Source organism: Burkholderia sp. JPY481 (genome assembly GCF_038900515.1).
Lineage (GTDB): Bacteria > Pseudomonadota > Gammaproteobacteria > Burkholderiales > Burkholderiaceae > Paraburkholderia > Paraburkholderia youngii.
The window spans coordinates 67,336-89,270 of the sequence record NZ_JAYMRT010000010.1; the positions used below are offsets into that span (position 1 = coordinate 67,336).

15 protein-coding genes are annotated in these 21,935 nt (G+C 62.2%); 10 read left to right on the top strand and 5 right to left on the bottom strand.

Going from position 1 to position 21,935, the window contains the following annotated elements:
- Positions 1-23: 23 nt before the first annotated feature.
- Positions 24-869 carry an SDR family NAD(P)-dependent oxidoreductase gene (locus VSR82_RS23130; protein ID WP_429463316.1) on the bottom strand — a complete coding sequence of 282 codons (846 nt, stop codon included), beginning with the start codon at positions 867-869 and terminating at the stop codon, positions 24-26.
- 122 nt (positions 870-991) lie between these two features.
- Between VSR82_RS23130 and VSR82_RS23135 the strand changes: the two genes are divergently transcribed.
- Positions 992-1,924, top strand: coding sequence for a helix-turn-helix domain-containing protein (locus VSR82_RS23135; RefSeq protein WP_368581406.1), 933 nt, complete (start codon positions 992-994; stop codon positions 1,922-1,924).
- A gap of 24 nt (positions 1,925-1,948) precedes the next feature.
- On the opposite strand, the gene benC is transcribed toward VSR82_RS23135, so the two are convergent.
- Complete coding sequence (gene benC / locus VSR82_RS23140; protein ID WP_429463312.1) at positions 1,949-4,738, bottom strand: benzoate 1,2-dioxygenase electron transfer component BenC; 2,790 nt, start codon at positions 4,736-4,738, stop codon at positions 1,949-1,951.
- A gap of 359 nt (positions 4,739-5,097) precedes the next feature.
- On the opposite strand from benC, the gene VSR82_RS23145 reads away from it, so the two are divergent.
- The 8 genes from VSR82_RS23145 to VSR82_RS23180 all read left to right on the top strand — a co-directional run bounded on the left by VSR82_RS23145 (position 5,098) and on the right by VSR82_RS23180 (position 17,345).
- Positions 5,098-7,869: an MGH1-like glycoside hydrolase domain-containing protein gene (locus VSR82_RS23145; protein ID WP_429463310.1), complete on the top strand. Its 2,772-nt coding sequence runs from the start codon at positions 5,098-5,100 to the stop codon at positions 7,867-7,869.
- A 159-nt stretch (positions 7,870-8,028) separates the two neighbouring features.
- Complete coding sequence (locus tag VSR82_RS23150; RefSeq protein ID WP_368581404.1) at positions 8,029-9,351, top strand: DUF2254 domain-containing protein; 1,323 nt, start codon at positions 8,029-8,031, stop codon at positions 9,349-9,351.
- Positions 9,352-9,360: 9 nt separating this feature from the next.
- Positions 9,361-10,038 carry a carbonic anhydrase gene (locus tag VSR82_RS23155; RefSeq protein WP_429463308.1) on the top strand — a complete coding sequence of 226 codons (678 nt, stop codon included), beginning with the start codon at positions 9,361-9,363 and terminating at the stop codon, positions 10,036-10,038.
- Between the two features lie 293 nt (positions 10,039-10,331).
- Positions 10,332-11,546 (top strand): ABC transporter substrate-binding protein, encoded by a 1,215-nt coding sequence (locus tag VSR82_RS23160; protein ID WP_368581402.1) that lies wholly within the window; start codon positions 10,332-10,334, stop codon positions 11,544-11,546.
- Positions 11,547-11,654: 108 nt separating this feature from the next.
- Positions 11,655-12,530 (top strand): branched-chain amino acid ABC transporter permease, encoded by an 876-nt coding sequence (locus VSR82_RS23165; protein ID WP_176122035.1) that lies wholly within the window; start codon positions 11,655-11,657, stop codon positions 12,528-12,530.
- Between the two features lie 8 nt (positions 12,531-12,538).
- Positions 12,539-14,479 carry a branched-chain amino acid ABC transporter ATP-binding protein/permease gene (locus VSR82_RS23170; protein ID WP_498858096.1) on the top strand — a complete coding sequence of 647 codons (1,941 nt, stop codon included), beginning with the start codon at positions 12,539-12,541 and terminating at the stop codon, positions 14,477-14,479.
- Positions 14,480-14,533: 54 nt separating this feature from the next.
- Entirely contained in the window at positions 14,534-15,268 is a 735-nt protein-coding gene (locus tag VSR82_RS23175; RefSeq protein WP_176111174.1) for an ABC transporter ATP-binding protein, read from the top strand.
- 421 nt (positions 15,269-15,689) lie between these two features.
- Positions 15,690-17,345 (top strand): sialidase family protein, encoded by a 1,656-nt coding sequence (locus VSR82_RS23180; RefSeq protein ID WP_429463303.1) that lies wholly within the window; start codon positions 15,690-15,692, stop codon positions 17,343-17,345.
- Between the two features lie 104 nt (positions 17,346-17,449).
- Here the strand turns inward: VSR82_RS23180 and VSR82_RS23185 are convergent, their stop codons facing one another.
- Positions 17,450-18,199, bottom strand: a complete 750-nt coding sequence (locus VSR82_RS23185; RefSeq protein WP_429463301.1) for an SAM hydrolase/SAM-dependent halogenase family protein — start codon at positions 18,197-18,199, stop codon at positions 17,450-17,452.
- 88 nt (positions 18,200-18,287) lie between these two features.
- Entirely contained in the window at positions 18,288-19,265 is a 978-nt protein-coding gene (locus tag VSR82_RS23190) for a LysR family transcriptional regulator (RefSeq protein ID WP_368581398.1), read from the bottom strand.
- Positions 19,266-19,384: 119 nt separating this feature from the next.
- Between VSR82_RS23190 and VSR82_RS23195 the strand changes: the two genes are divergently transcribed.
- Positions 19,385-20,206, top strand: a complete 822-nt coding sequence (locus VSR82_RS23195) for an aldo/keto reductase (RefSeq protein WP_429463299.1) — start codon at positions 19,385-19,387, stop codon at positions 20,204-20,206.
- A gap of 10 nt (positions 20,207-20,216) precedes the next feature.
- Here the strand turns inward: VSR82_RS23195 and VSR82_RS23200 are convergent, their stop codons facing one another.
- Positions 20,217-21,788: an MFS transporter gene (locus VSR82_RS23200; RefSeq protein WP_429463297.1), complete on the bottom strand. Its 1,572-nt coding sequence runs from the start codon at positions 21,786-21,788 to the stop codon at positions 20,217-20,219.
- Positions 21,789-21,935: the final 147 nt, after the last annotated feature.

Genomic DNA, 21,935 nt, shown 5'->3' on the forward strand with positions numbered 1-21,935 from the left:
TTGTCGTTGTGGTGTGACGGCGCTCACGCGGCCGCAGTAGCGTTGAAACCGGGGCGCGGAACCATGTCCATCAGCATGCAATCGAGCCCGCCGTCGACGAGCACCTCCGCGCCATTGACGTAGGCAGCCATATCAGAGGCGAGGAACAGCGCCGGGCCGGCGAGGTCTTCCGGCTCGCCGATGCGGCGGCTCGCGGTGGCGGCGGCGCGGCGAGCCTCGAAGCCGGGCTCCTCGTAGAACTTCGCGGACAGCGCGGTGCGGATCATGCCGGGCAGCACACAGTTGCTGCGCACGCCGCGTGGGCCCCACTCCGCCGCCAACTGCCGCGATAGCAGCAGCACGCCCGCTTTGCTCGGGCTATAGGAACCGCTATTGGTCTGCGGATTGAGCGACGCAATCGACGCAACGTGGACGATACTGCCTTTGCCCGCCGCCAGCATGTCGCGCCCGAAAGCCCGGGCACACAGCAGATAGCCGGTCAGATTGACGGCGATGGCCTGGTTCCAGTCCTCGATCGAGACTGTCTCGAGCGCTCCAGCGCGCAGCAGCCCTGCATTGTTGACGAGCGCGCCGACCGGCCCGAGCTCCGCGCGAACCTTGTCGGCAGCAGCGGCAACCGAGGCTTCGTCCGACACGTCGCAGCCGATCGCTCGCGCCACCGCACCGGCCTTCCGAAGTTCGGCGGCGACAGCTTCAGCACCGGCAAGGTTCCGATCCACGAGCGCGACGTGTGCGCCGATAGCGGCGAACGCGCGCGCGATGCCGGCACCAATGCCACTGCCGGCACCCGTCACCACGCAGACCTTTCCGTTCAAGTTCAGCGCGTACGGGGTCGAGGCCGCTGCGCGATTTTCAAGTTCCTGTCTCATGTAATTACCTTCCTGAAATATGTATGCGATTACGCTTCCTGATATCCGTATCGACATTGAACGCCCCGAGCGCCTGTGGAACAATGGACAGAGTCGACATAGAGCAGGACATAACGTGCATCATGGCCTCTGACCAGCAGCGCCGCCGGACCGTGCTGCATTTCGCGCTCTATGGCGCGGAAGCCGACCAGCCTTGGGTCGACATGGTCCATTACGAGCGCATTCCGCTGCGTGCCGGGCGTTTCGATTTCGACATCGAACCGCACGTCCACGATGCGCTGATCCAGGTGCTCTACGTGACCGCCGGCGGCGGCGAGACTTTCATCGACGGCAAAACCTGGGCCGTCCAGGCGCCATGCCTCGTGGTCGTGCCGGCGCGCTCGGTCCACGGCTTTCACTTCCGCAGCGACGTCGACGGTCACGTGATCACCGCCGCGCAGTCCGCGCTGGAATCGCTGGCGATGACGGCCGCACCCGAGCTGCTCGAATTCATCCGCACGCCGACGGTGTTGTCGATCGATCCCGCCGTGGAGCGCGGCACATCTCTGGACACGCTGTTCCAGTCGATCGGGCACGAGGCGGAGAGCCACGAGCGCTGGCAGTTCACCGCGGGCGCCGCACTCACTATCACCCTGTTCGTCAAGATCGGGCGTCTCAGCGAGAGCGCCCGGCTCTCAGCCAGTTCCGAGCAGCGCACGATGGCCGCGCGAATCGAGCGGTTCCGCGCCCTGCTCGACCGCCATTGCCGTGAGCGGCGCCCGGTCGCCAGCTATGCCGGCGAGATGGGCGTCACCACCGGCCAACTTTCGCGGATCTGCCGCGCTACGTTCGGGGTCTCGGCCATCGAGGCGATCGATGCACGCTCGATTCATGAGGCCAAGCGGCTGCTCGGCTATTCGACGCTCAGCGTGAAGCAGATCGCCAGCGAACTGGGCTTCCAGGACGAGGCGTATTTCGGACGCTTCTTCCGCAAGCAGACGGGACTGCGGCCAACCGAATACCGCTCCGCAGCGCACGACCGATCCTTGCCGCCTGAAAAGGCAAGAGCGAACTGACTCGCTCTCGCCCCTTGATCCGCTTCAGGCCGACAACGCCCCCAGCTTCACGAACAGATGCTCGGGCCCGGAGTTGGTCAGATTGTTGCCCCGCACATACTGGATCGGCCTTGCCGGATCGAGCGCAATCTCGCCGATCTTGCGGGCCAGAGCCTTCGTCGCGATCAGCGTCTCCAGCTTGGCGAGCGGCGCACCGAGGCATTTGTGCATGCCGTTGCCGAAGCCCAGATGACCGCTGGAATCGCGGTCGATGTCGAAGGTCTCGCCATCGGCAAACTTGCGGCTGTCGCGGTTCGCGGCCGACAGCAGCAATCGCACCACCGCGCCCTTCGGCAGATCGACGCCCGCGACGGTGGTCGCCTCGGTGGTGATACGGCTCACGCGCTGGACCGTGCCACGGTAGCGCGCCACCTCCTCGACGTAACGCTCGGCGTCGGCGGGGTTTTCGCGGATACGTGCCAGCAGGTTCGGCTGTTCAGCGAACATGCGAAACGCGTTGGCAACGAGGATGGTCGTCGTGTCGTGCCCGGCGATGAAGACGAACGCGCACAGCTCTTTCGCTTCCTTTTCCGAAAGGAGCCCGTCTTTCCACATGCGCGCGATATGTCCGCCGATCGACTGGCTGTCGGTCAAAGCGAGCCGCTCCATCGCTTCCTTCAGGTAAGCGAAGAAGGCCTGCGCGCTCTGCTCGTCGGTGCCGGTCCCCGGCGCATTGCGGGCCAGGCGCCCGAAATAGCTAAAGGTCTCGTCCGACCAGAACTTCATTTTTTCCTCATCCTCGTTCGGCACGTCGATCATCGCGGAGATCGTCGAGATGCTGAGCGGGATCGCGAAATCGTCGACGACGTCACCGCCGCCCTTGGCGATCATCACATCGAGCAAATCCTCCGCCCTTTGCGCGATCTGATCGATAAAGGGATCGAGCGCCAGCGGCAGGAACGACGGCTGGACGACCTTGCGCAAGCGCGAATGCGCGGGCGCATCGAACAGCGTCAGGAACGTCAGCGGCGGCGGGCTGACGACCTCGGAGGAAAACAGCTTCGGATTGCGGATCGCCTGGTAGACATCGTCATAGCGCGACAGGAACCACACGTCTGAAGTCGCCGATTGGCAACGCAGCACCGGCGCATGCTCCCGCATCCAGCGGTAGTGCTCGTAAGGGTCGCCTTGCGAGCCGTCATCGACCACCTTGAATGGTTCCAGCCCCTCGGGCCAGTCCAGCTCGTGTGAATAAGCCGGAAGCGTGCTGCCCGAGAATGGACACACCTGCGGCGCGCTCTGCGGCACGGCAGGCGGGAGAGCGGGAGCCGCTGCGGCCGCCGGTGCCGTCTTGCCCGTCGCCATGCGCTCCAGCGCCCGGCTCATCGTGGCCTTGGAATGGAGCGCATGCAGCGCAATCACGTCCCGCGCCGCGTTCAGGTCGCCCAGTTCGAAGGCGGCGACGATGTCCCGATGCTGCTGGACGATATCGCCGACGATCTCGATCTGGTCGGTCAGCGCGCGAGCGATGTAGTCCTGCACGGCCAGCTGCCGGTACAGCGCGATCAGCTGCGCATTCCCGGAAGCTTCGATCGTGAACAGGTGGAACGCGTGATTCGCCTCGATGTAGCGTGGCACGTCGGTAAAGTGCCGCCCTCGCACGAACGGCGCCGTCGCCTCGGCGAGCTGGCGGAAGGTGATCAGTTGCTCGCTCGACAGCCGGCCCATGGTCAGTTGAGCCGCCCCCAGTTCGAGCGCCATGCGCAGGTCGAAGGCTTCATCGACATCGACAGGAGCGAGGCGCTCCTCGCCGGTCTGGACCACGAGGCCCGTGCCGGCAAACTTCTCATAGTAGAAATTGCGCGGCGTCAGCCCCTCTGACGACAGAAAATCGCGCACCGCATCGACCATCGGCGGCGGGCCGCAGAGATAGACATCCGCTTCGCCACCATTGAGCTGGGACGCGTTGATGTGGTGGGTCACATAGCCCTTGTTGGGATAGGCACTGTCAGGGTTGGAAACGGTGCAGGCATAGGTGAAGTTCGGCAGGCGCTGCGCATAGGTTTCGAGCCGGTCGATGCCGACCAGATCCTCATCGGTGTTCACACCGAGGATCATGTGGATCGGATACGGACTGCCGCCGTCCTCCACGATCTTGTCGAGCATCGACAGGAACGGCGCGAGACCCGTGCCACCCGCCAGAAACAGCACCGGCCGCTCGATGGCGCGCAGATAGAAGCTTCCCATCGGGCCGCGAAATTCGATCGCGTCGCCGACTTTGGCGGTTTCGCAGAGCCAGCTCGACATCACCCCTTGACGCACATTGCGCACAAGGAACGACACGTGCGGCTCGGACGGCCCCGAGCTGAACGAATAGGACCGGGTCTGATCGGTGCCGGGCACCTGGACATTGACGTACTGCCCGGGAAGAAAACTGAGATCCGCGCGGTTCTCGAGCTCGACCGAGAAGGCGATCGTAGTGTCCGACGCTCGTTGGCAGGCGACGATCCGCCCCTTGTGGGAGGACGGGCCGGTTCCCGAGACATCGGAGTTCGTGGCGATCTGGATCACGCAGTCGGAGCGCGGGCTCATCTGGCAGGTGAGAACCTTGCGGGCGCTCACCTCGTCCGGGCTCAGCGCATCTTCCACGCAGTCGCCCAGAACGTACTCACCGGACTCGCAGACCGCCTTGCAGGTGCCGCACACGCCATCACGGCAATCGAGCGGGATATTGATCCTGGCGCGGATGGCGGCATCGGTGACGCGCTCGCCCTCCTCGCAGTGGATGAAGCGGGTCACTCCGTCCTCAAAACGGAGGGTTATCTGGTGGGCCATGCCGGTGTCTCCTCTAGAGCCGCCCGAACAGTCCGCTTCGCTGTCGGTATGTTCGGGCGGGTGGCGCGCGAGGTAATCTTGTTTCTCTCGCAAGCGCCAGGTGGGCTTAGTGGCGCCAATTTAGAGCCTGGGCCGCGTTCGCCTCAATGGACAGAGACGACGTTTGCCCGGACAAAACGTGCATCTAGATGGATACCCGATGGCGTTCGTAGTCTGCCCCTCACTGCTTCGGAGCCGAACTCAATAACGCCAAACGGCGCCTATCATCCAAGTACCGCCCGGCGGCGCATGCGCCACAGCACCGGGGTGGATTCACGCACCAAACGTGTTCGGCAGTCGATCCCGGATTGGGAGGTCACATGTCATCGCTACGCGCAAACGATCTGCTCCGTTCGAAGGAAGGAAGCCGTCTGCATGGCCCGGACCTCGGTTGCTGGCGCCGCTGGGGCCCTTATCTGAGCGACCGGCAGTGGGGCACGGTTCGCGAGGACTACAGCGACTACGGCACCGCCTGGGAGTATTTCCCCCACGATCAGGCGCGCAGCCGCATGTACCGCTGGGGCGAGGACGGCATTGCCGGATTCGGCAACGACCCACTCGACTGGTGCGTGTCGCTCGCGCTCTGGAACGGGCGCGACGCCATCCTGAAGGAACGGCTGTTTGGCTTGACCAATGCGCAGGGCAATCACGGCGAGGACGTGAAAGAGCTTTACTTTTATGTCGATGGCACGCCGACGCACTCGTACATGAAGATGCTCTACAAGTACCCGCACGATGCGTATCCGTATCAGGACCTGATCGACGAAAACGGCCGGCGCGGCGCCGATCAGCCCGAATACGAAATCCTCGATACCGGCGTGTTCGACAACGATCGCTATTTCGACGTCTGGGTCGAGTACGCGAAGCACACACCCGACGACATCGTGATGCGCGTCAGCGTCGAAAATCGCGCGGATCAGCACGCGCCACTGCATGTGCTGCCGCTCTTCTGGGCGCGCAACCGCTGGGCGTGGTCAGGCAAGCCCGGCAGGCCGTCGCTGACGCTCGAGACGGAGTCCGCCGAAGGCGCGCGGGTGATCGCGCACAATCCCGCGCTGGGCACGATGATCGTCACGGCCTCGGCGCAGCAGCCGATCGAATGGCTGTTCTGCGAAAACGAAACCAATGTGCGCCGCATTTTCGGCATCGCCGGCGCGGGCCCGTTCAAGGATGGCTTCAACGATTACCTCGTCGATGGCGACGAGCAGGCGATACGCCGCGACGCGGGCACCCGCGCCGCCGCGCATGTGGCGCTGTCGCTCGCGCCGCACGAACGCGCGGTGCTGTATCTGCGCTGGCGTCCGGCGGCACTGCCGGGCATCACGCGCGACGACGCGCCGCTCGACTTCGAAGCGCTGTTCGCGCGCCGGATCGCGGAGGCCGATGAGTTCTACGCGGCGCTCCAGCACGATATCGCCGACGCCGATGCACGGCTCGTGCAACGCCAGGCGCTCGCCGGCATGCTATGGACGAAGCAGTACTACCAGTTCGACGTGACGCGCTGGCACGACGGCGACCCCGGTCAGCCGAAACCGCCGAAAGGACGCCGGCACGGCCGCAACGCCGACTGGCGGCATATGTGCAACGGCGATGTCGTCTCGATGCCGGACAAGTGGGAGTACCCGTGGTACGCGTCGTGGGATCTCGCGTTTCATGCGGCCGCGTTCGCGATGATCGATCCCGACTTCGCGAAGAAACAGTTGCTGCTGCTCGTGAAAGAACGGTACATGCATCCGAACGGGCAGTTACCCGCCTACGAATGGGCTTTCGGCGACGCGAACCCGCCCGTTCATGCATGGGCGACCTGGCGCGTGTACGAACTCGACCGTGAAGTCACGGGCGTCGGTGACCACCAGTTTCTCGAAGTGATGTTCCACAAGCTGCTGCTGAACTTTTCGTGGTGGGTCAACCGCAAGGATGCGGATGACCGCAACATCTTCCAGGGCGGCTTTCTCGGGCTCGACAACGTCGGGATCTTCGACCGCTCTTCCCCGCTGCCGACGGGCGGCCGCATCGACCAGGCCGACGGCACCGCGTGGATGGCCTCGTATGCGCTCGACCTGATGCAGATCGGACTCGAGCTCGCGATGACGAACAACGCGTATGTCGAAATCGCGGTGAAGTTTTTCGAGCATTTCCTGTATATCGCGGAAGCCGTCGGTTGCAGCGAGGGCTGCAGAACAGGGTTGTGGGACGGCCGCGACGAGTTCTTCTATGACGTACTGCATCTTCCGGACGGAACCCGTGTGCCGATGCGCGTTCGCTCGATCGTCGGTCTGATTCCGCTGTTCGCCGTGCATGTGCTCGAAGAGCGGATATACGGTCACCTGCCCGGCCTGCGAGAACGGCTCGCGTGGTTTCTCGATCACCGGCCGAATCTGGCCAAGCTGGTGTCGCGCTGGACCGAACCCGGCAAGGGCAATACCACGCTTCTGTCGCTGCTGCGCGGATACCGGATGACGGCGCTGCTGCGCCGCGCGCTCGACGAAGATGAATTCCTGTCCGATCACGGCGTGCGTGCGTTGTCACGCGTGCATCGCGATACACCGTACGAGTTCGATCATGGCGGCGCGCATGTCTGCATCGAGTATCAGCCGGCCGAATCGGATTCGCGCGTATTCGGCGGCAATTCGAACTGGCGCGGACCCGTGTGGATGCCCGTCAACTATCTGCTGATCGAATCGCTGTATGAATTCCATCGCTACTACGGCGACGAGTTCCGCATCGAGTATCCGACGGGGTCAGGCAACCGGTGCTCGCTCAGCGAGATCGCCGACGGTCTCGCACGGCGTGTCACCACCCTCTTTTTGAAGGACGAGCACGGCATGCGGCCGGTGATGGCGGCTTATCCGCAATTGCAGGCCGACCCGCGTTCGTCTGATCTCGTGCTTTTCCACGAGTATTTTCACGGCGACAGCGGACGTGGCGTCGGCGCTTCGCATCAGACGGGCTGGAGCGGTCTCGTCGCGCTGCTGCTGCAGCCGCGTCTGATGAAGCTGGCCCATGTGGCGTCCGATATCGCCGCCGCTGCCGAAGATGTGCAGGCAGGCGCGCCAGTCGCCGAAGACGCACTCCCCACGATGGCGCGTTAGACGACGCTCGCCTGCGGCAATCTTCATAACGCCTGTCGGACCAAGGTCTCATTGACCGACCGCAAGGTCGCGTGTCTTATTGGCTGGGGAGACTCCACGTGCCCGAGGAGTCTCCATTTCATCGTCCGAGGCGAACCGCGAAGCAGGAAGAGCGCAAACATGGACTGGAACCGCTGGTACAGCTTGAAGAGTTACCTCAGATCTTCCCTGTGGACGGTACCGCTCGTCGCAGTAGCGATCTATGCGGTGGTGAAGCCGCTCACTGAAATGCTGGGAAGGTGGTTGATCGGACACGACATCCTCGACCCGAAAACCGGCCTTTTCGGGCTGTCCATGACTGGCGCGCGGTCACTTGTCGGCGACATCGTTTCCGCAGACCTGGCGTTTCTGGTATTTACCTTCGGTTCGCTGCTCGTCGCGATCCAGGTCGCTGGCGGTCAATACACCCCGCGGATCATCGCGACGACCTTGCTGCGCGATAACGTGATCCGCAACATCTCGGGATTGTTCGTTTTCACACTTCTATTCGCCAACAGGACCTTGGGCTGGATGGGTGACAGCGAGGTGCACCAGCTTCAGGTATTCATTGCAGCGCTATTCGGATTCGCTTCCGTCGTCGCATTCCTTTTCCTGATCGACTATGCGGCGAAATTTCTGCGTCCAGTGAGCCTCGTGGCGCGCGTTGGAGAGCACGGCATCGCGGTCATCGAGAGCGTTTATCCCGCGCCGGCGACGGGCCGGATCGCCCCGCCGTGCGTTGACCGCAAGCGAGGCGTGCCTGATCGCATCGTTCGCCACAGCGGTACATCCGGCATCGTTCTGGCCGTGAATCTGGAAAGACTGGTCGCCAAGGCGAGGCGCACGAACTCGGTTATCGAATTCGTGCCGCAAGTCGGCGATTTCGTCGCAGTCGACGAACCCTTGTTTTATCTGTACGGGGACGCTGGCGCAATCGATGAAAACCGGCTGCGTACACTGGTCGCCTTTGGGACCGAACGCACGATGGAACAGGATCCGATGTTCGCGTTCCGCATCCTTGTTGATATTGCGCTCAAGGCGTTATCGGCCGCGATCAACGATCCCACAACGGCCGTGCTGGCCATCGATCAACTACAGCGGCTATTGCGCGTAGTCGGAAAACGGTCTTTGTACACCGAAGAGATCAGGGATAAGTCTGGCCGTGTGTGCGTGATCTTTCGAACGCCGAACTGGGAAGATTTCGTGCATATCAGTTTTCGCGAGATACGTCAGTATGGCGCCGGCAGCATCCAGATCGCGCGGCGTCAGCGCGCGGCGATAGAGAATCTCCTCCAGTGCTTGCCGGAGCATCGTCACGACGCATTGCGTGTCGAGCTGACCCTGCTGGACCGAGAGATCGGCGCGCGGCATCCATTTCCGGAGGACCTGGCGTTGGCGCGTATCCCGGACTCGCAAGGGCTTGGAGGGTCGGAGACGTCGGCGGCAAGGCAACCGGTCGTTTGAGAGGCGATCATGCGAAAACTCATCATGGGCATCGTCGAGTTCCGGGAGAAGATGCTGCCGCAATACGCGCAGCAGTTCAGCAAACTGGCGCTCGCGCAGACTCCCGATGCGCTCTTCATCACCTGCTCGGACAGCCGCGTCGTGCCGGACCTGCTGGCATCGACCCATCCCGGCGATCTCTTTACGATGCGCAACGTGGGCAATCTGATCCCGCCGGCGACTGCGGAGGGCGTCTCTACCGGAGATCTTTCCGAGGCAAGCGCAATCGAATATGCGGTGCTGGTGTTGAAAGTCGCGAATATCGTCGTGTGCGGGCATTCCGAGTGCGGCGCGATGAAGGCCGTGTTCTCACGCAACGCCAAGCTGAAGTCGCCAAACCTCGATAAATGGCTATGCCACGCCAACAACGCGGCGTTTCGGCTCGAACAGGAAGGTCCGCTCGATGACCGCTTGAAAGCGCACGATCAATTGTCGCAACTCAACGTGCTGGTGCAGCTCGAACACCTGATGACCTACCCGATCGTCCGCCAGCAAGTCAGCGCCGGGGCACTCGTATTGAGCGGCTGGTGGTTCGATATCGCGACTGGCGCCATGTATGCCTATGAGCGCACGAGCCGTTCATTCGAAGTCATCGACCGCGCGATGGCTGAGCGGATCATTGCGCGCCTTGCGGCGCGGGCGAGGTGACGGTTTCCGAAGCTTCGCAACGGCACCGAATTGGCGCGCATGAAGTTAAACGACAGATATCAGAGTCAATCAGTGGCTCGGCACCGCCGCTCGATAACCAAAGTTAGACGCTTCTCTCTAATCTGCCAATAACCCCGGTATTGCACCACGCGGGTAAGTCCGAATATTACATATAGATTAGCAAATCCATACTGCGTCACGACAGGCGCTCAGGCTCCCTGAGAACGTCCAGTCGGCGTGCATGGAAGCCGCTTCCAGGCTCTGTGCAAAAAAAGACATGCTACGGAGACAGTATGGGAATTCGCTTGAAGAGCGTCGTGAGTGCGCTCGCGTTGTGTGCCCTCATTGACGTCAGTTACGCCGCCGACCCGATCAAGATCGGTGTCGACGGACCTTTCACCGGCGGTTCGTCTTCGATGGGCGTGAGCATGCGCGACGGCGTGCGGCTCGCCACCGCGGAAATCAATAAGGCCGGTGGCGTGCTTGGCCGTCAGATCGTGCTGGTCGAGCGCGACGACGAGGCGAAAAATGAACGCGGCGTACAGATCGCGCAAGAGCTGATCAACAAGGAAAAAGTGGCTGCGGTGGTGGGCTACATCAATACCGGCGTGGCGCTCGCGTCTCAACGCTTCTTCCAGGAAGCCAGGATTCCGGTGTTCAACAACGTCGCGACTGGCAGCGTCCTGACGAAGCAATTCACCGATCAACCGGATAACTACGTCTTCCGCAACGCCGCCGCCGACCGCATTCAGGCGCCGATGATCGTTGAAGAAGCGATCGCGAAACGTGGCTTCAAGAAGGTCGCGATTCTCGCGGACTCCACCAATTACGGTCAGCTCGGCCGCGAAGACCTCGAAAAGGCGCTGGCCACGAAAGGCGTGAAGCCGGTTGCGGTAGAAAAATTCAATATCAAGGACGTCGACATGACCGCGCAGCTGCTCAAGGCCAAGGAGGCCGGCGCTGAAGCGGTGCTGACCTATGGCATTGGGCCGGAACTCGCGCAGATCGCCAACGGCATGGCCAAGCTCGGCTGGAAAGTGCCGCTGATCGGCAGTTGGACCCTGTCGATGGCGAACTACATCGACAACGCGAGCACCAACGGCGAAGGCGCCCGGATGCCGCAGACCTTCATTCAGGAAGCGAACACGCCCAAGCGCAAGGCGTTCATCGACGCGTACCTCAAGGAGTTCAAGCCGAAGAACAACCGCATCGAATCGGCGGTGTCCGCCGCCCAGGGCTACGACTCGGTCTATTTGCTGGCCGCGGCGATGACCCAGGCGGGTTCGACCGAAGGTCCGAAGGTGCGCGCCGCGCTGGAAAACCTCAACGGCAAGGTGGAAGGCGTCGTGATGGTGTACGACAAGCCGTTCACGCACGACGACCACGAGGCGATCAGCCCGAACGTGCCGGTGTTTGGCGAGGTCAAGGGCGGCCGCGTGATCTATGCGTACGACGCTGATCGCAAGGACGGCAGCCAGTTGCGCGCCAAGCAGGCGTCGACGAACTAAGCGCGGATACAAGCGCAAATCCAGCGCGGCAGCATGCTCCAAAGCCGCACCCGCCCGCCAGCGGGGGCGGCTTTGTTTTATAGATGGTGAACTCTAAGGCGCTCGACGATGACCATTCTTTTACAGCTCATCTATAGCGGGATCGCACTCGGCATGATCTACGCCGTGATCGCATTCGGCTATCAACTCACATTCGCGACCTCCGGCACGCTGAACTTCGGCCAGGGCGACGCGCTGATGCTCGGCGCGCTGGTCGGCCTCACGCTGGTCTCGCTCGGCGTCAACTACTGGCTGATGATCCCGCTCGTCTGCGCGTTCGGTCTGTTGCAGGGCGCGTTCGTCGAACGGATCGGGGTGCGGCCCGCGATCAGGATCAAATCCGAATTCGGCTGGATCATGTCGACGATCGCGCTGGGCATCATCTTCAAGAACGTCGCGGAAAACGTCTGGGGCCGCGACGATCTGCGCTTCCCGTCGCCGCTGCCCGAAGCGCCGCTCAAGGTGTTCGGCGCGAACGTTCTGCCGATGGAACTTCTGGTGGTCGGCGGCGCGCTCGCGATGATGCTCGCCGTCGAGTTCTTCAACCGCAAGACGATCTTCGGCAAGGCCGTCGTGGCCACGGCGAACGACCGCGACGCCGCCGCGCTGATGGGCATCAACACCGGCCTCGTGATCACGTTTTCGTATGCCCTCTCGTCGCTGACCGCCGCGTTCGCCGGCGTGCTGATCGCGCCGCTCACGCTGACCGGCGCGACGATGGGCGCGGTGCTCGGCCTCAAGGCGTTCGCGGTGGCGATCATCGGCGGTCTCACGAGCGGTTTGGGCATCCTCGTCGGCGGCGTGATTCTCGGCATCGCCGAGACCACTACCGGCTTCTATCTCTCCACCGGCTATAAGGACGTGCCGGGGCTGGTCCTGCTGCTCATCGTGCTCGCGATGAAACCCGCCGGGCTGTTCGGCAAGACTTCAATCAAGAAAGTGTGAGGGCCGCCGTGAATCTGAAGAAACTCGTTGCGACGGCACTTGTGCTGATCGCGCTTGCGGTGTTCCCGGTGCTGTCGGGCAATCCGTACTATATCCATCTGGTCGAGACCATCATGATCTACGCGATCCTGCTGTTCGGTCTCGACATCGTGGTCGGCTACACCGGCCAGGTTTCGCTCGGACATGCGGGGCTGTTCGGGGTCGGCGCCTACACGGCCGGCGTGCTGTTCATGAAGCTCGGCTTGCCGATTTTCGTGACCGCGCCGCTCGCGATTCTCGTCACGGCCGGCTTCGGCGCGATCCTCGCGCTGCCCGCGCTACGCGTGTCCGGCCCCTACCTCGCGATGGTGACGCTCGCGTTCGGCACGATCCTTCAGATTCTCATCAACGAGATGGATTTTCTGACCAACGGGCCGATGGGCGTCAAGATTCCGAAGCCGTCGCTCGGCGCGCGGCCGATGAACGAAGTCGAATACTACTGGCTCGTCGCGGCCCTGCTGGTGGCCTCGCTGATCGTCGTGCACCGGGTGCTCAAGTCGCATCTGGGCCGGGCCTTCGAAGCCCTGCGAGACAGTCCGATCGCGTCGGACTGTATGGGCGTATCCGTGTACCGTTACAAGGTCTACGCGTTCGTTATCAGCGCGGGCTTCGCCGGTCTGGCCGGCTGCCTGTACTCGTATTCGGAGCAGTACATCTCACCGAATACCTACAACTTCGAGCTGACCATCCTGTTCCTGCTCGCGATCATCATGGGCGGGCGCAAGACGCGCACTGGCGCGGTGCTCGGCTCGGCGATCATCGTGCTGTTACCCAAGCTGCTCGATGACATCGATATGTTCCGCATCGTCGCATCGGTGCTGGCGGTCGCGGTCGTGATCGGCGCAGGCGTAGCGCTCGCGCGCAAGGTGTCGACGGCACGCAAGGTGGCGATTCCGGTGCTCGGTACGGTGGGGCTCGCCGCGTTTTCATACTGCATCGATACGCTCGCCGACTGGCGGCTGAGCATCTTCGGCCTGATGATCCTGCTCGTCGTGTACTACCTGCAGGACGGCGTGATCGGATTCGTGCGCAAGAGCATGATGGGCGGCGCGGTGCGCGCGAGCACCGTCGACGCTCATCAAGCCGCGACGATCGGCGCAGACGCGGTCGCCGCCGTGCACGCGGGCGACACGGAAGAGATCCTGCAGCTACGCGGCATCCTGATGCAGTTCAGCGGGCTCAAGGCGCTCAACCAGGTCGACCTGAGCGTGCGGCGCGGCACGGTTCACGGACTGATCGGCCCGAATGGCTCCGGTAAGAGCACGATGATGAACGTGTTGACCGGCATCTACGTGCCGACCGCAGGTTCGATCGAGTACCGTGGCATGTCGATCGCGGGTAAGACTTCGTCGCAGATCGCGTTGGCGGGCATCGCGCGCACCTTCCAGAACGTGCAGTTGTTCGGCGAGATGACCGCGCTCGAAAACGTGCTGGTCGGCTTGCATCACACGTTTCGGGCACATATCGCGGACGTCGGACTGATGTCCCCGCGTTACCGGCGCGAGGAGCGCGCCGCCCGTGAACGTGCGTTGGGCATGCTGCGCTTCGTCGGGCTTGAACATGCGGCCGGCGAAGAAGCGCGCAACCTGCCCTACGGCAAGCAACGGCTGCTGGAGATCGCGCGGGCGCTCGCGCTCGACCCGCAAGTGCTGCTGCTCGACGAACCGGCGGCCGGCCTGACCGCGCCCGACATCAAGGAGCTGGTCGCAATCATCCGCAAGGTGCGCGATCACGGCATCACCGTCGTGCTGATCGAACATCACATGGATGTCGTGATGAGCGTGTGCGATCGCGTGTCGGTGCTCGACTTCGGGCAGAAGATCGCGGAAGGCAATCCGGCCGACATCCAGTCGAACGAAAAAGTCATCGAGGCTTATCTCGGCGGCGAGGCGGCGGGGCAAGCGGCCTGAGCCGCGCTCCCCTACCTCGACTCACGAGATACACAGGAACACTCAGGAACACACATGCTATCGGTCAAGAATCTGCATGCAGGATACGGCAAGGTCAAAGTGCTGCACGGCATTTCGATCGACGTGCCCAAGGGCTCGGTCGTCACGCTGATCGGCTCGAACGGCGCGGGCAAAACCACCACGATGCGCGCGATCTCCGGCATGATCCGTGCGAGCGACGGCGAGATCACGATGGGCGTGGGCGCGAGCGCGAAGCGGATCGACGCGCTCGACTCGCATCGCATCGCGCGTCTCGGACTCGCGCATTCGCCGGAAGGACGGCGCGTGTTCGCGACGATGAGCGTGCACGACAACCTGATCCTCGGCGCCTTTCCACGCCTCACGTGGGCGCGGCCGCGCGGCGATGTGAACGCCGATCTGGAACGCGCGATCGAACTCTTTCCGCGTCTGAAAGAGCGGCGCCATCAACTCGCCGGCACCCTCTCCGGGGGCGAGCAGCAGATGCTCGCGATGGCGCGCGCGATCATGCTGAACCCGGAACTCGTGCTGCTCGACGAACCTTCGATGGGGCTCGCACCGATACTCGTCGAAGAGGTCTTTCGCATCATCGAAAATCTGAAGGGCCAGGGCGTGACGATGCTGCTCGTCGAGCAGTTCGCCGCGGCGGCGCTCAACGTGGCGGATTACGGTTACGTATTGGAGAACGGCCGGATCGCCGCGCATGGGCCGGCGCTGCAGTTGCGCAACGATCCGTCGGTGAAGGCCGCTTATCTGGGCACGAGTCATTGATGTAGTGCAGGCATCCCTGGGTCTCTAACACCCCGGGTGGCTTCTTTGAATCCAAGCCCGCCCTCTTTCGAGGGCGGGCTTTTTTTGGGTTGTCGATCTCAAACGCCACGATTCTGCAGCGGATACATTCTTCGACCGCGATGTGTGATCCGCTGCAATCACCATGCCATGCCAGCAATGCTGGGGATATCAAGTGTTGAAATGGCATACGCCAAGATTTATTCACACAAATCTGGCCACCGCGACCTAGTGTGTTTCGGTAGATACGTGCCTTGCTGCATGTCTTCGGCGGACGGCAAGCAAGCATCGTTTCTGCGCTGGGAAAAGACGTTTTCACATATATCAGAAGGTCGGAAGTGATCGCGCCGGCGAAGGAAAGCCGGCAACTCACAGGCGTTTTCCCTTTTTCGCGAGGCCCAGAATGAAAATCAATTTCAGTTGCCTATCCCGGTCTGTTTTGCAGGGCATTGCAGGTGGTGGCGTCGTCGCGCTCGCATGCTCGATCGCCACGGGCGCGCACGCGCAAACGCTGGGATCGCTCGTCCAGGTGGCCGCGGGCGACCCATTTAGCGGTTGCACCGCTGACCAGCTGAACGCGCAGGAGTCGGCATTCGGCAGCGTCCTGTTTCCCGCCACCTCGATCGAACCCTGGGTCGCGGTGGACCCGACGGACTCGTCTCGCCTCCTCGCCGGCCACCAGCAGGATCGCTGGAGCGACGGCGGCTCACGCGGGCTCGTCGGCGTCGTCTCCAAAGATGCGGGCAGCACCTGGTCCAACTCGATTCCGTCCGGCGTGACTAACTGCACTGGCGGCAAATTCCGCCGCGCTTCCGATCCCTGGGTGGACTTTGCGCAAGACGGAACGGCCTTCTTCTTCTCTCTGGTGCTGGACCCCGCGCAACCGACCACGCCGTTTGGCGCGCGCAATAGCGGAATGCTGGTCAGCCGCTCCAGCGACCATGGCGTAACGTGGCAGACTCCCGTTACGCTGATCCGCAGCAACTCGCCGCACGTGCTCAACGACAAGAACTCGCTCACTGCGGACCCGACCGCGACGAACTACGTCTATGCAGTTTGGGACCAGTTGAGCGTGTTCCCTCCAACGAAGGAAGGCGCCAGGTTGCTCGCGGAAAACGATGGCGTTCTGATCGCGCGGCAATTGCGCAACGGTGCAGCATCCGCGGCGGGCGGCGCTCCCGTATTCAAGTTCAACTTCACCGGCCCGAGCTTCTTCTCGCGATCCACTGATAAGGGCGTGACATGGAGCACCGCCGCCCCGATCTACCAGCCCGGGACGAACGCACAGACAATCGACAACATGGTGCGCGTTTTGCATGATGGAACCCTGCTCGATTTCTTCACGGCGATCAATGCCACGCCGTCGGGCCTGAGCATCGGCTATATCAAGTCTGCGGATAAAGGCGCGAGCTGGTCGGCGCCGACATTCACCAACGACATTCAGGCGGTCGGAGTGGTCTCGCCTGACAGCGGCCAGTCGATACGCGATGCGTCCATTCTGTACAGCGTCGCTGTGAACCCGACGTCGGGGGCAATCTATCTCACCTGGCAGGACGACCGCTTTTCGTCCGCGACCTGCACCACGCCCACTGGATCGATTCCGATCGACGGGATCGCCTTCAGTGAATCGACGGATGGCGGTGCTACCTGGTCAACGCCGGTAAAGATCAACAAGACGCCGCCAAACGCAACCAACCCCTGCCGTCAGCAGGCGTTCATTCCGGCGGTGGTGCCGTCGGGCGACGGCAATACGATCGTGGTGGCCTACTACGACTTTCGTAACGACACGAACACTCCCGCCGGCTTCGAGGGAACCGACTATTTCGCGGTGTTCTGCTCGACTGCTACTGCGTGTACCAATCCGGCGAATTGGAGTAATGAACGCAAGCTCACCGACACCTCGTTCAACATCCTTAACGCGCCCGTGGCGGGCGGCCACTTCCTCGGCGACTACATGGGCCTGGCTGCTAGCGGCTCGAAAACTGTCTACCCGGTATTCGGTGTAGCCACGGGACCCAACGTGACGGCCGAATTCACACGCAAGATCACTTTGCCGTAAGCGCAAATGGCGGCGACGGGAGGGTCGCCGCCCAGCCCTCCTTCACCGCTCGTAGGCTTTAATTTTCAGGCACTTTCGCGGCGCTCCAACTCTGATAGTGCGGGCTATGCCACCGATTCACCGCCCCCCTTCACTTCGACGGCATCCCCGACACGTACACCAAGCTGCGTCGCGGCGCTGCCGCGATTCACGGCGATCTCGACGAGCCCGATCGAGTTCTCATACCAGAAAGCTTGACCGGCCGTTACATCGGAAAAGACCCGCGCGTATTCGACATCGGCATCTCCGATGCGAAGCCGTGCAGACCTCGGCACCGTTCCAGCCCGCAGCCCCGTCAGCGCATTGCCGTAGTGATCGACGTAAATGACCTCGGCGAAATCGCCCGCATCCAGTTGCACGCTCAAGCCTGTCCTCTCAACGAGCTTGTCGGAAGGCAACTCGCCGCGGCTGAGCCATGCCGCCATCGGCGCGAACAGATCGCGGCCATGAAATGAGGCGGAAAGCGCGCCCGGACGCCATGTAATCCGCCAGGTCCGGGTATGCGCCGCGCGCGCCGCCACGACCGAGAGCAGCCCGTTGTCCGGTCCGACGAACCGCTGCCCGTCGGCTTGCAGCACGACGGCATCCCGCTCGCTACCCACGCCGGGATCGACCACGGCAAGGAACACACAGTCCGGCGGATACCAATGCGATAGCGCGGCGAGCAGATGCGCGCCTGCCTTCGCGTCGTAGTTCGGCGCAGTGTGCAGCACATCGACAACGGGAGTGCCGGCTGCCGCGTGTCGTAGCAAGGCGACCCTCACCTGCCCGACATAGATGTCGTCGGCCCCGAAATCGGTAAAGAGTGCGAGCATCGCATAGCCTCCTTGAGTCCTGTGCCGCCTCGCCGGTCAGCGTTCGTTAAATATCTGAAATCCCCGCTCCTCGCCTTCTCCGCACACATCAGCGCGACCGGGAACGCGAACGCCTCGATGGGGATCGGCTCCGCTTTGCTTGCGCCGAGGCCGCAGATCCATTCGGCGTGATCTGCGCATCAACGCAGAACGCGATGAACGCCTGCACCTTTGCGGCCAGATGCCGACGCGACGGGTAGAGCGCATATAGAGGGAAACGTTCATCCGGCCAGTCCGGAAACAGATCGACAAGCTCTCGCTGTGCGATCAGTGCTTCCGTTCCGATCGACATGACCTGGGCGATTCCTGCGCCCGCTACACAAGCGTTCAGCATCGTGCCGACATCGGAGACCAGCAGCCGCCCGGAAACCGGAATGCTGACGACTTCCTTGCCCCGATGGAACTCCCATTCAAAGGGGCGTCCCGATAACGGATTGTAGAAAAGTACGCGTTCGTGATCGACGACGTCATCTGGACGATTGGGTCTGCCGTTGCTTTCAAGGTAAGCCGGAGACGCGACCGTGATGATCCGCGCTTCCAGCAGCTTGCGAGCAACCAGAGTACCAACGGGTGGCGGCCCGAAACGTATCGCGAGGTCGAAGCCATCCGCAACGAGATCGCCCACGTCATCGCGCATGATCAATTCCACCGAAAGCTCTGGAAACTGCTGCAGAAATGCCGGCAGCTTCGACGCGAGGACGGTCCGCGAAAAGAACGGGTCCACGTTGACGCGTAACTTGCCCTGGACCACGCCGGCAGAACCCGATGCCGTACTTGCCGCGCACTCGATGCCGACCAGATGCGGGCTGACGGTCTCGTAGAGACGCCTTCCTTCGTCGGTCAAGGTTTGCGATCGGGTCGTACGGTCGAGCAAGCGGACGCCGATCTGCTTTTCCAGCCGGCTTATCGCTCTGCTTACGCCGGACGCTGACACGCCGAGCGCCTCCGCGGCGCGAACGAAACTTCCGCTTTCCGCGACAGCGGCAAGCACCGTTATCCCCGCGAACAATCGACCGTCGAAGGTCATGATGCGCCTCGAGCAATGATGGATTCGTGATTTTAATCATTTCAGATTTGATTGAACCATACTTTATTCATCAATTGGCGCGTGAGACATTGGACGCCTCACCCACACGGAGGAACAGCATGGAAACGATCAAACGCGCAGAGCTCGCAATACCACGCCTGGGCTTCGGCACGTTCCGCATGCCCGGCAACGACTGTCGGCCGGTCGTCGAAAGCGCGCTGGAAGTTGGCTATCGGCATATCGATACCGCCGAGATGTATCAGAACGAGGAATCGGTGGGCGCCGCCATCGCCGGCTCGGGGATCGCGCGGGACGAGCTATTCGTGACGACCAAGGTATGGCACGAGAACCTCGAACCCGATGCCCTGCGCCGCGCATTTGCCAGCAGTCTCGAGAAGCTGCGGCTTGATTTCGTCGACCTGTACATGATCCATTGGCCGTCCCGCGACATGAATCTTGCGGCTGCTTTGGAGACGCTCATGGAGCTCAAGGAGGCGGGGCTTACCCGCGGCATTGGCGTGTGCAACTTCAATATGCCGCTGATCAAAGCGGCCGTTGAGGACATTGGCGCGCCGATCGCCTGTCATCAACTCGAATATCACCCGTTCCTGGATCAGTCCGCGATGCTCGCCTATCTGCGTTCGAAAAACATCCCGTTGGTGGCGTATGCGCCGCTCGCACAGGGACGTGCGGCAAGCGATACGACTTTGGCGCGGATCGGCAGCAAGCACGGTGCGACTGCCGCACAGATTGCCATTGCCTGGCTGCTCGATCAGGACAGCGTTATTGCGATCCCCAAGGCACAGCGGCGCGAAAGCCAGCAAGCCAATCTCAATGCGCTAGCGGTTCGACTCGACGACGATGACCGCAAAGCAATCGCAGCGCTTCGCAAGGACCAGCGTTACGTCACTCCCCCCTTCGCTCCCCAGTGGGACGCGTGATTCAGCAGGCTTAGGTGCTCGGGCGACGGGCACACTCATCCAGTGCAGAGTTCGGACGATGCGCTTGCGTGCCCAGTCCGAACGCGACGACGCTGAGCAGCGCCAAAGCCCATACACAGATCACGCCGTACAGCATCACGAGACCAAAGCCGTGGACGAGCGCCGCATGAGCGATCACGCCATGCGGATCGGCGCTTGCGAGTTTCGCGCTGTCCTGCGTGAGATCCGCAAAATTGCCTGCGGCCACCTTTTGCGCGAGAAAACGCAGCGACGATGCTTCGGAAAGGCCGGCAAGCGCGCGAGAAAGATAAGAAAGCACGCCTTCGAAGAGTATGTAACCCATCAGCGCGATATTGATGGCCAGGCTGATCAGTCTCGCGCTCATATCGATACCCGAGGCCATGCCTGCGCGGTTCGGCGAGACCGAGCCGGTCGCGGTATTGGTGACCGGCGTGTTGGTCATCCCCAGCCCGGTTCCGCACAACAGGCATCCCGGCAGCATCGTGAGCCAACTCGCCTGCTCCACGCCAGCGCCGAACCTCATCACGATGAAGCCGAGACCGATAATGAACAGTCCGAGCGGAATGACCCTGCGCGCATCGAAGCGCAGCGCAAGCCGCTCGGCAAATGGCGGCACGATCAGTGTCGGTAGCGTATAGGCGAGCAGCGACAGTCCGGACTTCACGTTCGAGTAGCCGAGCGCGCCCTGAAAATAGATCGGCAGGTAGATCATGAACGGCCAGTAGCTGAAGTTCATGCCCATCGATCCGCATATCGCACCTGAAAACCGGCGGGTCCGGAACACGAAAAAATCGAACATCGGCCGACGACTACGCTTCTCGACGACGATGAACGCGATAAAACTCAACCCCGTCGCCGCGACGATGCCTCGCGCGACGGGGCTGTCCAGGCCGAGATCCGGTCCTTGCGTAATGAAATAAACGAGGCCGAAACATGACGCGGAAAGCGTGAGGATGCCGGCAAGGTCCAGGTGTTGCGCATGTGGGTCACGGGACTCCTGCACACCCGCGTAGACGAGACCTAGTGCCACGATCGAGATCAACGCGTGGACGAGGAACACCCACTGCCAGTTGGCGACTGCGACGATCATGCCGCCGATGATCGGACCGAACCCAAGGCCGATGCCGAAGATGATTCCCCAAGCGCCAAACGCTTTGCTGCGCTCGCGCCCCTCCTGGAACTGATGCGACAGCACCGCCACCTGGCAGATCAGCATCGCTCCGCCGCCCATCCCTTGAAAAAAACGGCTGACGATCAGGACCGGCGCACTCTGTGCGAGCCCGCAGATGAGCGAGGTGATCCCGAACATCACGATGCTGACCACATAGACGCGTTTGCGTCCGAAACGATCTGCCAGCGCGCCCGTGCCCATAAGCACGGTGGTACACGCGAGCGTGTAGGCGTTCATGATCCATTGAATCTCCTTGAAATTTGCGTGCAGCACGCTTTCAAGGGTGGAAAGCACCGTCGGCACACTGGAAATTTCGAGGCCGAACATCAGCGAGGTCAGGCATACCGCGGCGAGCGCCACGGCATTTTTCGGAGGGGTGGCGAGTGTCATGAGATATCGCAGGGAAAAGGTGCGTTTGCGCGTACACGTCGGCGTACACAGGGGAGCTAATCGATCAGCAGCATCACGTCCGATGTACTATAACGGGAACAAACGTCCCTATTGAGGCAGTTTTTCCCACAACTTATTCCCACAAGG